This is a genomic window from Paraburkholderia sp. Ac-20342, from assembly GCF_017104985.1.
Taxonomy (GTDB): Bacteria; Pseudomonadota; Gammaproteobacteria; order Burkholderiales; family Burkholderiaceae; genus Paraburkholderia.
In genome coordinates, this window is the sequence record NZ_JAAGPQ010000023.1 from 1 (window position 1) to 12255 (window position 12255).

Below are 12255 nucleotides of genomic sequence, written 5' to 3' on the forward strand. Positions count from 1 at the left end.
GTACTTCGGGTACTTCGGGTACTTCGGGTACTTCGGGTACTTCGGGTACTTCGGGTACTTCGGGTACTTCGGGTACTTCGGGTACTTCGGGTACTTCGGGTACTTCGGGTACTTCGGGTACTTCGGGCACCTCCTCCACCCCGATCGGCAACGTCGTCACCCAGGCCAGCAACCTCATCACCGCCGTCGGCACCACGGTTGCCGATACCGGCGGCAAGGTGTCCGGCACGTCGATCCCCGGCGTCAACAGCGCGACGACCACCAACCTCGGCGCGGCGCTCACCGATCTCGGCGACGGCGTGAAGACGCTCGGCAACGGCGCCGCAGCCGGCCTCGGCTCGCTCGGCAGCTCGGCCAATCCGCTCGGCCCGACGCTGACTTCCACCTCGGGCGTCGTCTCCGATGCAGGCGCCGCGGTCAAGTCGGTCGGCGGCGTCGTGGCAAGCCTCGGCAGCGGGCCGCTCAAGCCGCTGGCGCCGGTGACCTCGACGCTCGGCGGCGTCGTCGATGGCGTGGGCGGCGGCGTCATCGCCGTCGGCTCGGGACTGAACAAGGTACTGACGAGCACGCCGGTGCAGCAGGTCGAAACGCAGCTCAGCTCGGTGATCAATCCGATCACGCTCACCGTCTCCAATACGACGCAAACGCTCGGCAACGCGACCGGCCTCGGCACGCCGCTCGACAAACTGCTCAGCACGCTCGGCAACGGCATCGACTCGGCAGGTCTGAAATTGTCGAACTCCACCAACGATCAGGTCGGCAAGGACGTCGGCGGCATCGTGAGCCAATTGGGCAAGACCGTCACCAGCACGGGCGGCCTGCTCACCGGAGCGACCACCAATCCGCTCGCACCGCTCACCGGACTGCTGGGCGGACTCGGCGGCGCAGGCGGCAGCGGCGGTTCGGGCGGCATCGCAATCCCGCCGCTCACCGGACTGCTCGGAAATCTCGGCCTTGGCCTCGGCGGTACTGGTGGCACGGGCGGCACGGGTGGCACCGGCGGTTCGGCCGGCCTCGGCGGCCTGCTGAGCCCGGTCACCGGCCTGCTCGGCAAGGTCGGTTCGCTCGGCGGCACCTCGGGCAGCGGCGGCCTGCTCGCGCCGGTGACGAGCCTCGTCGGCTCGCTGACCGTCTCGGTGAGCGGAACCGTCAGCGCGGGCGCAAGCGCGGGAACCAGCGGCTCGGGCGGCGGCGGTGCCACGCCCAACCCGGTGACCGGCCTGCTCGCCGGCCTCACCGGCGGTTCGTCGAGCGGCACGAGCAGCGGCGGCTCGGGCAACAAGGGCCTGCTCGCGCCGGTGACGAACCTCGTCGGCGGCTTGCTCGGCGGCGTCGCCACGACCGGCAAGTAAGCGTTCTTCGATACGGCGGCCGGGCCTTAAAAAATCAACAGCCCGGCCGCTAACAATGTCATGACTACGAGGATGGCATGAACTCCACTATCGATACCGTCGCGCAAGCGCCGGACGCTCGCCCGCGTTCGGCGGCTCCGTTTTCGGTCGGCCTCGTCGGCATCGCCGCGGGCCTGCTGACGCTCTGGCTGCTGCGCAACAGCACGACACTCGACGGCGCGACGCGCGGCGTACTCGCGTCTCTCGCGATCATCGCGACGATCGCGCTTCACGATCTGTTCGTCGCGCGCGTCTATTTGCGCCCGAGCGCCGGACTGGCGGGCCACGCGGTGCGGCCGCTCAGTGTCGCGCGCGTCGCGGTGCGGCTCGCCGCGCTTGCGTCGATCTATGCCGGCATCGGCCTGCTCTATTTCCTGCTGCCCGAATACCAGGGCGCGTTCTACGAACCGTACTGGACGCTGCTGCGCACGCTCGCGCCGTACGTGATCGTCGCGGCACCGTTTTATTTCGCGTGGATGGACCGCCGCCAGCGCGACACCGACGACGCGTACCTCGTATGGGGACGCCTGCTGCTGCGCGGCGAGCGCCCCGCCAACTGGCGTCCGCTGCGGGAGATGCTGGCGGGTTGGATGGTGAAGGCGTTTTTCCTGCCGCTGATGACCGTCTATCTGTCGACCAACGCGGATCATCTGAACGGTTCGCTGAACGCCGCGCTGAACGCACCCTTCACGCTCGACTCGTTCCGCTTCATGTACGACCTGTCGTACTCGATGGACCTGATGTTCGGCACGGTGGGCTATCTGTGCACGTTCCGCATTCTCGACAGCCACGTGCGCAGCGCCGAGCCGACGACGCTCGGCTGGCTCGTCGCGCTCATCTGCTATCAACCGTTCTGGTCGGTAATGGCGAACCAGTACCTGCGCTATGAAGGTTCGGTGTTCTGGGACAACTGGCTTATTTCGGTGCCGACGCTGCGCATCGTCTGGGGCGTCGTGATCGTCGCGCTGCTGCTGTGCTATGCGTCGTCGACGATCTCGTTCGGCTTGCGCTTTTCCAATCTGACCAATCGCGGGATCATTACTTCAGGGCCTTATCGTTTCACCAAGCATCCGGCTTATATCTCGAAGAATCTGTCGTACTGGATGATCTCGGTGCCCTTCATCGAGCCGCTCGGCTGGCGCGTCGCGCTCATGCATTGCACGGGGTTGATCGGTATCAACCTGCTTTATTTTTTGCGAGCAAAAACCGAGGAACGGCATTTGATGAATGATCCGGAGTATCGGGCTTACGCGGAGTGGATTGGGAGGAATGGGGTGGTGGCGAGGGTTTTGAGGGTGTTTGGGTAAAAGTACTTGAAATCACGCAGGCGGTAGTTGAGTTGTTTTATTGGTGCACTCTGTCTATTACTCCATTTATTACGATATATCTCGCGCCGCCAATTCTGGCTGACGCACTTCGAAGGCGGACGAGAACTCGTCCGCCTTCTCCTTTCTCTCCACACAAGTTAGCGGCAACTCCCTCAAACGTTCGATTCAAACAGACCCTGCCAGCACCCTCCGATATAACCTAGAAATGGCGCAGCGAAACGCGTCTACTCCGTTCCTTCCTGTACGGTCCGTTACGGGAGACGTAACGTAACGGGCCAGCTCCTTCATACACGCCAGAACGCTGCCCGCCACATCACCCATGCTCTGCGGATACCCGTAAAGCATTGTCAGAAAAGGTTTTATCCCGTTCGCTTCGCCACCGAGCAACGGGAACATGTCTATTGGCATGCTTTCTGCTTTTTATGAACCGCGGTACAGAACGTGGCTTAGAAAGCAGTGGGCAATATTGCGTTCGCGTCAACGCCTGATCTGATCGGGGGTTATCAGGTCAGGCTCCTCAACGCGTAGCGTCAGTGCGTTTCGCAGTACGGCGCTGCAGATGCAATGTGAAGCGCCGCATGCGTCTAACTGGCGCCGTCGGTTTCACAGGACGTTCCCCATCGTTGTTCAGGCTCGTTCAGCCATGTAACTGCGGCTGGTCGGGTGCAATCCGGTTTGTGTCTTGAATTGCGCGCTTATCGCGTGGCGAGGCAATGTCGTCTTTTACGACGATAGAGCAGTAGTAAAGAGCAAACAAAAAGAGAGACCTGATCTGTGCGAGCGAAATACGCATTGCACAGATCGACAAAAAACATTTGGCGCCAAAGATGCGCGCGGGGAAAGAAGAAATGGAAACGACAGATTTTTCACACCACAGAAGAGCGATGCCAGGCTTGCACAGCCTGATTGCGCGTCTTCTCGATGTGACGCTTGTCGTTCTAGGATCGCTGGTTGCATCGCATGTGAGATTCGAAGACCTAGCGCAGAGCCGTCTCGATACGGCTTTCGTCGCGTTTGCCGCCGCTTTTACGCTGGTGCTGTTTCCGATGTTCGGCGTGTACGGTTCATGGCGCGGCAGAGCCATGCTGCGCATGATCGGGCAAGTATCGCTCGCGTGGCTGGTCGTGCAAGGCTGCGGACTCGTATTGATGTTCTCCTTGCATCGGTCCGATTTCATCTCGCGGCTGTGGTTCGCCTATTGGACCGGAATGACCGGTGGCGCGCTGGTCACCTCTCGCGTCGCAGTGCACATGGTGCTCGCGCGTCTTCGCTATGCCGGCATGAACCTGAGGCACGTCGCCGTCGTCGGTTGCGGAGCACATTGCCAGCAGGTCGTGCGCACGATCGAAGGAGCCGCCGGTAGCGGCTTTCGAGCAGTGGCGGCTTTCGACGCACGACCGGTCATCAGCACCGCCGGCTCAGGCGTGCCGGTATACGACGACGTCGGGAAATTCGCCGCCTATGTCCGCACTCACGACGTGCAGGAAGTATGGCTCGCGTTGCCGCTTTCCGAAGAGCGCACCATCTCGCGATTCGTCGCGGAATTCCGCGACGATCTCGTCAACGTGCGTTTCGTACCCGACATGCGCAGTGTTGCGCTGTTCGATAGCGGCATGATCGATCTGATCGGTATGCCCGCGATCAACCTCGTCGCATCGCCGGTACCTGCGCGCGCGCTTGTGAAGAAAGAGATTTTCGATCGCATATTCGCCGCCTGTGCGCTATTGGCACTCGCACCGCTGCTCCTCGCAATCGCCATTGCCGTGAAGTGCTCTTCGCGTGGACCGGTGTTCTTCACGCAGAAGCGCAAGGGCGCGGACGGACAAATCTTCAAGATCTACAAGTTTCGCTCGATGCGTCCGCATGTGGTCGAGAGCGGCGTAGTAAAGCAGGCAACCAAAGACGATCCGCGCATTACGCGCGTGGGCGCGTTTCTCCGCCGCACCAGTCTCGACGAATTACCGCAGTTCTTCAACGTACTGCGCGGCGATATGTCGGTGGTCGGTCCGCGTCCGCATGCGATCGAACACGACGAGCTCTATCAGAAAGTGGTGAACGGCTATATCCATCGCTACCGGATCAAACCCGGCATTACAGGATGGGCACAGATCAACGGTTTCAGAGGCGAAACCGATCGCATCGAAAAGATGCAGGAGCGCGTCGAACACGATCTCTATTACCTGAGGAACTGGTCATTCGGATTGGACATGCGAATCGTCGCGGCGACTATCGCCAAAGGATTCGTTCACAGCAACGCGTATTGATATCCGTACCCACGACAACAACGCATGGCCACGAAACTACGCGGACTGACGTCTCATCCGACACCCACGGCTCTGGCGCTCGCGGCGACGCTTGCATTCCCGGCGTTGGCCCATGCGACCGATCCCGCCCTGGGCGCACTCGGCCAGGCCGGCGGCCTGGTGATTCCTTACGCGTTTGCGCTGCCCGAAGGAATGGTGGAAACGCAGTACAACAACTACATCGATCCGCGCTATGGGACGCAGGCGACCGGTTCCCAGATCTACTGGGGCGCGGTGGGATTGCTGCCATACGTCGAACTGTCGGCCGGCCTCGCGAACTATCCGGCCAACGTGCACGTACCGTATTCGAATGAGGAACGCTTTCTTTTCCGTCACCTGATGGGAAACCTGAAAGTCGAAGTACCGAAGTTCTTCAAATACCAGCCAACGATTGCGTTCGGCCTCAGCGACATCGGCGGACAAACACATTTCTTCCGGTCGAAATACGGTGTCGTTTCACAGGCATTCGGACCATTGACGTTGACTGCTGGTTACGGTCAGGGCGATCGCCTCGACGGGCTATTCGGCGGTGCGCAGCTCTCGCTGTGGCATACCGGTCTGTCCCTGCTCGCGGAAGACGATTCGAAAACACCTTACGCGGGCGTACGTTATCAATCGCCGCGAATCAGCTGGCTCGCCGACGCGAATGTAATCGGCACCTTCGCGCGATCGCTGCGCTCGACGAATGGCGTATCGCCGCGCACGTCGTTTTCGGTCGGCATTCAGATTCCGCTCGGCAAGCGCTTTAGCGGCGCGCGCTGCGAAAACGGCCTGTGCGAAGGCCCGCAAACCGGCGCCACGCAAACCACCGCGGCGAAAGACGACGAACCGCTACGGTTCGCAAGCCTGCCCCCCGTCAACGTACGTGCGGCAACGGCAAGCACCAACGCACTAGCCAGCGCGCCGATCAGCTACGTGCCACCGCTGCAATCGTACGCGTCGGTCATGCTGAGCGACGCGACGCCAGCGAAATCCGCGGACACGCCCGCACTGGCGGAAGCGCTCGATACGTCCTCGCTCGACGAAATCGCCGCACATCTGTTCGCCGCAGGGCTCGAGCGCGTGCGCGTCGGTATCAGCGGTCACGATCTGATCGTCGAGTATGAGAACCATCGCTACAACCAGAATGAAACCGACGCACTCGGCATCGTGCTCGGTGTGGCGAGCGTCAACGCACCGCACGGTACCAGCAAGATTCACGTCGTGATCAAGAAGGCCAATGAGCCGCTCGGCGAAGTGACCGTCGATCGCGACGCATTTGCGCAATTTATGGCCGGTGGCGACCCAATGGCCGCTAGCGCGTCGCTGACGATGCGCACGCGTCCGACCTATGACCCCGACTCGATTTCCTGGCATGGCGACGAGCGCAAGCACGGGCTTACGCGCATCCAGATCGAGCCGGTCGTCAGCTACCTGTACGGCACCGAATACGGCGTATTTGATATTTCGCTCGGCGCCAACATTCAGGGCTTCGTGCCGCTATGGCGCGGCGCGGAGCTGTACGCGAGCTATATCGCACCGCTTTACAACACGAAGAACATGGACGACGGCCGCGTGTTCAGCGACTACCGCCTGCGTGGCGGTCTGAACGCCGTGGCTCTCGCGCAGAGCTTCTGGATCGCGCCGCGGGTTTTCAACGTGCTGTCGGTCGGCAAGTTCGATTACTCGTATGTCGGCGCACAAAACGAAACGACCGTCTTCGTACCGGGCCGTCCCGATCTGATTCGTCTGCGGCTCGCGTATCTGCACCACGAACCGGGCCACGACGACCTGCCGAGCGAAAAGAACGCGGAGTTGACTTACCGCTGGGTACAGCCCGCGTGGAAGCTATGGATCGAAGCCGGCGTCGCGCGTTTCGTCGGCGGAGATAAAGGCCCTGTCGCCACGCTCACGCGCTGGTTCGACGACGTATCCGTCAGCGTGCATGGGGAACACAGCGGCCAAGGCACGTTCGTCGGCGCGGCGGTCAGCTTCCCGCTCACACCGCGTCAAGGCATGCAGCCCGGCATTACGCAGGTGTATGGCTCGGAAGACTTCGGCCTCGATTTCCGCACGCGCGTCGGTTCGACGAATTACCTGTCGGCCAATGCCGCTGAAAACATGAGCTTTCCGTATAGCACGCAGCAATACCTGCTGAATCAGGGTCGCTTTAGTGGCGAGTACTTCTCCACGCAGCTTTACCGGATGCGCGACGCCTATTTGCGTTACGGCCATCCCGATCGCAATGAAAAGAAAACCGCGCCGCAAACGGGTGCGCAAGAGTCGCCGATGGGAATCGCACTTTTGCGTCGCGACTGCGGAAAACAGGTTCTGTCAGGTGTAAGCGATGGACTGGCGTTAATGCCCGTCAAGTGTGAATAACCTTCTTTGGAGATACACGATGAAACTTCTTAACGGTGCTACGCTGCGCACCCTCCAGTACGGATCGATGATGCTCGCTGCCAGCGCGCTGGTTGCATGCGGTGGCAACGACGTCGGCTCCGCCCCTACCGCGACGATCAGCGGCACGACCGCGGTCGGTGCCGCCCTTGCCAGCGCGAACGTCACGCTGACCTGCAAGAACGGATCGGGAAGCACCACATCCGATTCGAATGGCGCCTATAAAGCCACCTTCAGTTTCGATGGACCTTGCGTGATCACCGCAAGCGGCGGTTCGGTGACGATCCATTCGTTCGCGGCCGGTTCCGGCACCTACAACGTGACGCCACTCACCGAACTGCTGCTGAGCTACCTGGCCGGCCAACTCGGCACGACGGAAAGCGCGCTACTTGCGGGCATTTCGTCGAATGCGTCTTACCAGAGCGCGCTTTCGAATAGCACGGTCATCGCAAATGCGGAAGCTGCGGTCGCGAAGCTCATCAAGGACAAGTACGGCATCACGCTGTCTTCCTCGTCGTTCCTGACGGTGGCGTTTACGCCGGGCTCCGCCGGCGCCGACTCGGATCTCGACACGCTGCAGACCGCGGGAGCGATCACGAGCAACGGCCAGCCGGCGGCGGCGCTGGCGGCGGCGGCATTGGCGGCAGGTCAGGCCGCGCCGATTTCGGGCGGTGGGACGGGGGGGAATCCGACGGGTGGGACGGGTGGGACGGGTGGTTCGGGCGGAACCGGAACGTCGACGAAGTAGGCGGCATCACATGATCGCGCGGGAACGCTCACGCTCCCGCCGATCCATCTCAACAAAAAGATCAATGCAAGCGAGTTCCGCAGGCAAGCAAGCATCGGTCATCTGCAGTTACAGCATCGACCAACACTAAATGTGTGACGGCCGCCGCGGTGATCCGCAAACGGCATCGAGCACGCTAATGGCCAACGGCTTTACGGAGCAGTGAAATGAGAGTGGATGTAAATGCAATCGGCAGAAGCCTGAGGATTGTGCGCGGCGTGTCCGCAATCGCCGCGTGTGCAAGTATGGTGGCGTGTGCCGCCGCGCCGGGCATGAAGATGAGTACACCAACAGCGCTCCCGGTGACGACCGGCGACGCACAAACGCCGGCCACGAATCTGCCAGTATCGATCGAGGACATCAACGTTACTCTGATCGCGCAGATGCAAAACCAGCTCGCGCAGACACGCTCCGATCAGCTTCGCGATCTCATGTCGGCTCCCGCTGCTTATACGCTCGGCAAGGGCGACGTACTGCAGATCACGGTGTGGGATCACCCGGAACTCGTTGCCGCTCAGGCACCGAGCGGACAGACGACGACGCGCGCGTTCGATCCGGCACCTGGCTTTGTGATCGACGAAGACGGCAATCTGCAATTCCCCTATGTTGGAAACCTGCACGTCGAAGGGCTCAAACCCGCCGAAGTTCAACGCGAATTGACTACACGTCTCGCCAACGTCTTTATCAAGCCGCAGGTGACGGTGCGTATCGCGTCGTTCCGCGCGAAACAGGTGTTCGTGGACGGCCAGGTGCATACACCGGGTGCCCTGCCGCTCAACGATATTCCAATGACGTTGTACGACGCGATCAATCGCGCAGGCGGCTTCAGCGATACCGCCGACCAAAGCCATCTTGTGCTCGTGCGCAACGGCCGTTCGTATCCGATCAGCCTTACCGACATGCTGGACACGGGTATCAATCCGGCGAAGATCGTACTGCATGACGGTGATCTGCTGCGCGTGCTCGCGCGCGACGAAAACGGCGTGTATGTGATGGGTGAAGTCAACAAGCCGTTGACCGCGCTACCCATGCGCAACGGCCGCCTCTCGCTAAGCGACGCCATCTCGCAAGCAGGTAGCCTGAATAGCAGTACCGCCGACGCGTCCGAAGTCTACGTGATACGGGATTCGCTGAGCCCGCACCCACAGGTCTATCACCTCGCTGCACGCTCGCCGGTGGCGATGCTGCTCGCAAATCAGTTCGAATTGAATCCGCACGACATCGTCTATGTCGACGGCAATGGCCTGGTGCGCTTCTCGCGCGTGCTGAGCCTGTTGCTGCCGGCCATCAATGCCGGACTCACCGCGGCGATAGTGACCAAATGATCAACACCATATTGGTCGTCTGCGTCGGCAACATCTGCCGCAGCCCGATGGCTCAGTACCTGCTCGCGCGCGAGCTGAACGGCGTCACCGTCATATCTGCCGGGCTCGACGCAGTCGTCGGCTGCGGGCCCGACCCGCTCGCGGTGCGTGTAAGCGCCGAGTCAGGACTCGACATCACCTCCCATCGCGCACAGCAATTGAACGTCGGCCTGGTTGGCGGCGCCGATCTGATTCTCGCGATGGAAGCCTCGCACAAGCACGAAATCATGCGACGCCATCCGGGCGCGTCGGGAAAGGTGTTCCGGCTCGGAGAGATCGGACGCTTCGACGTGCCCGACCCCTACACGAAACCGATTGCACAGTTCTACGACGCATTCGATCTGATCCGGCAAGGCGTGGATACATGGACGCCTCGCATAAAAGCCATGGCCTAACGAGGAAACAACAACATGAACAACCGATTGGATATACCGGTCGAGGACCACATCGACGAGGACGGCGACCTGATTCGCTACCTCGACATCGTGATCTCGAACCGCTGGCTCATCATCAGCATATTCGTCGCGGTCACGCTGCTCGGAACCGCTTACGCGTTCCTCGCGCGACCGACGTACGAGGCGGACATGATGATCCAGGTCGAGGAAGACAATCCGACCAGTGCAAGCACTCTACTCGGCGACGTGTCGTCACTGTTCGACGTCAAGACGCAAGCCGAAGGTGAACTGGAAATTTTGCAGTCGCAGTTCGTGGTGGATCAGGCCGTGCAAAACCTGCGCCTCTATATCGACGCGCAGCCCCGCTATTTCCCGCTGGTCGGCTGGCTGATCGCGGCCAATGCGAAAACCCTGTCTAATCCTGGCCTGCTCGGCTGGGGGGGCTTTGCATGGGGCACGGAATCAATCGACGTGCGTGAGTTCGACGTACCGAAAGAACTGTACGACGAACGCTTCAAGCTGACGCTGCTCGACAACCATCGCTTCATCCTGAAGCAATCGGACCTCGACTCGCCGATCGAAGGCGTAATCGGCCAGGCGGTCGACGTCGAACAGAGTGTCGGCCATATCCACCTGCTCGTGCGCGACGTGCATGCAAAACCAGGCGCCACGTTCGTTCTCAAGCGGCAATCGAAGCTCAAGACGCTGACCGATCTGCAAGACAAGCTGAACATGCAGCAGAAAGGCAAGCAGAGCGACATCATTACCGGCTCGCTGCGCGGCACCGATCCGCAACTGATTTCGTCGATCATGAATCAGATCGGCCAGGCCTATGTCGAGCAGAACGTGAAGCGCAAGGCGGCCGAAGCGGACCAGTCTTCACACTATCTCGAGACGCTGTTGCCGGGCCTCAAGCACGATCTCGAAGTTGCCGAGAAGCGCTACACCACAATGCGCAATCAGCGCGGCTCGTTCGATGTAAACCTCGAAGCGCAAACCTTTCTGCAGCAAAGCGTCGCGACGCAAAGCGGCCTGCTCGATCTGGAACAGAAGCGCGCTGATCTCGCCTCGCGCTATGCACCTGGCCACCCGGCAATCGCCGCTCTCGATCAACAGATCGACGAGATGAAATCCAAGCTCGGTGACGTCAACGGCCACCTCAAACGCCTGCCGAACGTCGATCAGGACGCGGTGTCGCTGATGCGCGACGTGCAGGTCGCACAGGATATCTATGTCGGCACACTAAACGAGATCCAGCAACTGAAGCTCGTTTCGGCTGGCAAGGTCGGCAACGTGCGTCTGGTCGACCCTGCGCGCTTGCCCGACGAACCGGTATGGCCAAAGAAGCCACTCGTAATCGGTCTCGCCGCGATCGCCGGTTTGATCTTCGGCATCGGCGCGGCATTCGCGCGGGAAATGCTGTATGGCGGAGTCACTGATGCGCAGGATATCGAGCGCTACGCGGGTCTCAACGTGTACGGCACGATCCCTCTTTCGCAGGCACAGAAGCCTCTGAATGCATCGATGCAGGCGGGTAAGCAGGGCAAATACCTGCTCGCAGAAACCAATTCGACGGACCCTTCGATTGAAAGTCTGCGCAGCCTGCGCACGGCTCTCAGCTTCGCGATGCTCGAAGCACCGAATAATCGGCTGCTGTTGACGGGCCCCGCACCAGGCGTCGGCAAGTCGTTCATCTCCGCGAACCTGGCGGCCGTCCTGTGCGGCGGCGGCAAGCGCGTTCTGCTGGTTGACGCGGACATGCGGCGCGGCCATCTGCACCAGTACTTCGGCCGCAAGCGCGGCACGGGTCTGTCTAATGTTCTCGCCGGCCAGGCGACGGCTGAAGCCGCGATCCAGTACGACGTATCGCAGGGACTCGATCTGATGACGACTGGTAGCATTCCTCCCAATGCGTCGGAGCTGCTGCTCAGCGAAAGCATGAGCCGCCTGATGGAATCGCTGAGCGAGCGTTACGACATGGTCGTCATCGACACGCCGCCGGTACTGGCTGTTTCTGACGCACCGGTGATGGCGACAATCGCGGGTACCGTGTTCCTGGTCTCACGCTTCCAGAAGACCACGATCGGCGAACTCACAGAGAGCGCACGACAACTGCAACGCTCGAACGCCCCGCTCAGGGGCGTGATCTTCAACGGCGTCGATGCGCGCGCGTTCGGCTATCGCTCGAAATATGGCTCGTACCGCTACGTGGCCTATCAGTATCAGAACCAGAAGCCGGCGAAATGAGCACGCTGCGAGCTACCTGGCGGCGCCCGCCGCGCAAAAGCGACAAGCTGCCGTTTCTCTG

At 61.2% G+C, this 12255-nt stretch carries 9 protein-coding genes; 8 read left to right on the forward strand and 1 reads right to left on the reverse strand.

Annotated features, from left to right (window positions below):
- The coding region (locus G3N58_RS34630; protein WP_346778264.1) for a hypothetical protein at positions 1-229 on the reverse strand (229 nt) is incomplete at its 3' end.
- Here G3N58_RS34630 and G3N58_RS12160 point away from each other — a divergent pair.
- The 8 genes from G3N58_RS12160 (at position 219) to G3N58_RS12195 (ending at position 12194) form a co-directional block, all read left to right on the forward strand.
- Positions 219-1352 carry a collagen-like triple helix repeat-containing protein gene (locus G3N58_RS12160; protein ID WP_346778265.1) on the forward strand — a complete coding sequence of 378 codons (1134 nt, stop codon included), beginning with the start codon at positions 219-221 and terminating at the stop codon, positions 1350-1352. The genes G3N58_RS34630 and G3N58_RS12160 overlap by 11 nt on opposite strands.
- 77 nt (positions 1353-1429) lie before the next feature.
- On the forward strand, positions 1430-2698 hold the full coding sequence (locus G3N58_RS12165; RefSeq protein ID WP_205999268.1) for an isoprenylcysteine carboxylmethyltransferase family protein: 1269 nt from the start codon (positions 1430-1432) through the stop codon (positions 2696-2698).
- A gap of 905 nt (positions 2699-3603) precedes the next feature.
- The gene (locus G3N58_RS12170; protein ID WP_167042530.1) at positions 3604-4983 is read left to right on the forward strand and encodes an undecaprenyl-phosphate glucose phosphotransferase; all 1380 of its coding nucleotides are present in this window, start codon (positions 3604-3606) and stop codon (positions 4981-4983) included.
- 24 nt (positions 4984-5007) lie between these two features.
- Positions 5008-7383, forward strand: a complete 2376-nt coding sequence (locus G3N58_RS12175; RefSeq protein ID WP_167042532.1) for a YjbH domain-containing protein — start codon at positions 5008-5010, stop codon at positions 7381-7383.
- A 19-nt stretch (positions 7384-7402) separates the two neighbouring features.
- On the forward strand, positions 7403-8149 hold the full coding sequence (locus G3N58_RS12180) for a carboxypeptidase regulatory-like domain-containing protein (protein ID WP_205999269.1): 747 nt from the start codon (positions 7403-7405) through the stop codon (positions 8147-8149).
- Positions 8150-8433: 284 nt separating this feature from the next.
- The gene (locus G3N58_RS12185) at positions 8434-9513 is read left to right on the forward strand and encodes a polysaccharide biosynthesis/export family protein (RefSeq protein ID WP_240158974.1); all 1080 of its coding nucleotides are present in this window, start codon (positions 8434-8436) and stop codon (positions 9511-9513) included.
- Positions 9510-9947: a low molecular weight protein-tyrosine-phosphatase gene (locus G3N58_RS12190; protein WP_167042536.1), complete on the forward strand. Its 438-nt coding sequence runs from the start codon at positions 9510-9512 to the stop codon at positions 9945-9947. The genes G3N58_RS12185 and G3N58_RS12190 overlap by 4 nt, the downstream gene beginning before the upstream one ends.
- Before the next feature lie 15 nt (positions 9948-9962).
- On the forward strand, positions 9963-12194 hold the full coding sequence (locus G3N58_RS12195; protein WP_167042538.1) for a polysaccharide biosynthesis tyrosine autokinase: 2232 nt from the start codon (positions 9963-9965) through the stop codon (positions 12192-12194).
- The last annotated feature ends 61 nt before the right edge of the window (positions 12195-12255 follow it).

What these genes read in the sequence shown, in the direction of transcription:
- G3N58_RS12185 (WP_240158974.1), top strand. Translation starts at nt 8,434, where the DNA reads ATGGTGGCGTGTGCCGCCGCGCCGGGCATGAAGATGAGTACACCAACA.
- G3N58_RS12195 (WP_167042538.1), top strand. Translation starts at nt 9,963, where the DNA reads ATGAACAACCGATTGGATATACCGGTCGAGGACCACATCGACGAGGAC.
- G3N58_RS12190 (WP_167042536.1), top strand. Translation starts at nt 9,510, where the DNA reads ATGATCAACACCATATTGGTCGTCTGCGTCGGCAACATCTGCCGCAGC.
- G3N58_RS12170 (WP_167042530.1), top strand. Translation starts at nt 3,604, where the DNA reads ATGCCAGGCTTGCACAGCCTGATTGCGCGTCTTCTCGATGTGACGCTT.
- G3N58_RS12180 (WP_205999269.1), top strand. Translation starts at nt 7,403, where the DNA reads ATGAAACTTCTTAACGGTGCTACGCTGCGCACCCTCCAGTACGGATCG.
- G3N58_RS12165 (WP_205999268.1), top strand. Translation starts at nt 1,430, where the DNA reads ATGAACTCCACTATCGATACCGTCGCGCAAGCGCCGGACGCTCGCCCG.
- G3N58_RS12175 (WP_167042532.1), top strand. Translation starts at nt 5,008, where the DNA reads ATGGCCACGAAACTACGCGGACTGACGTCTCATCCGACACCCACGGCT.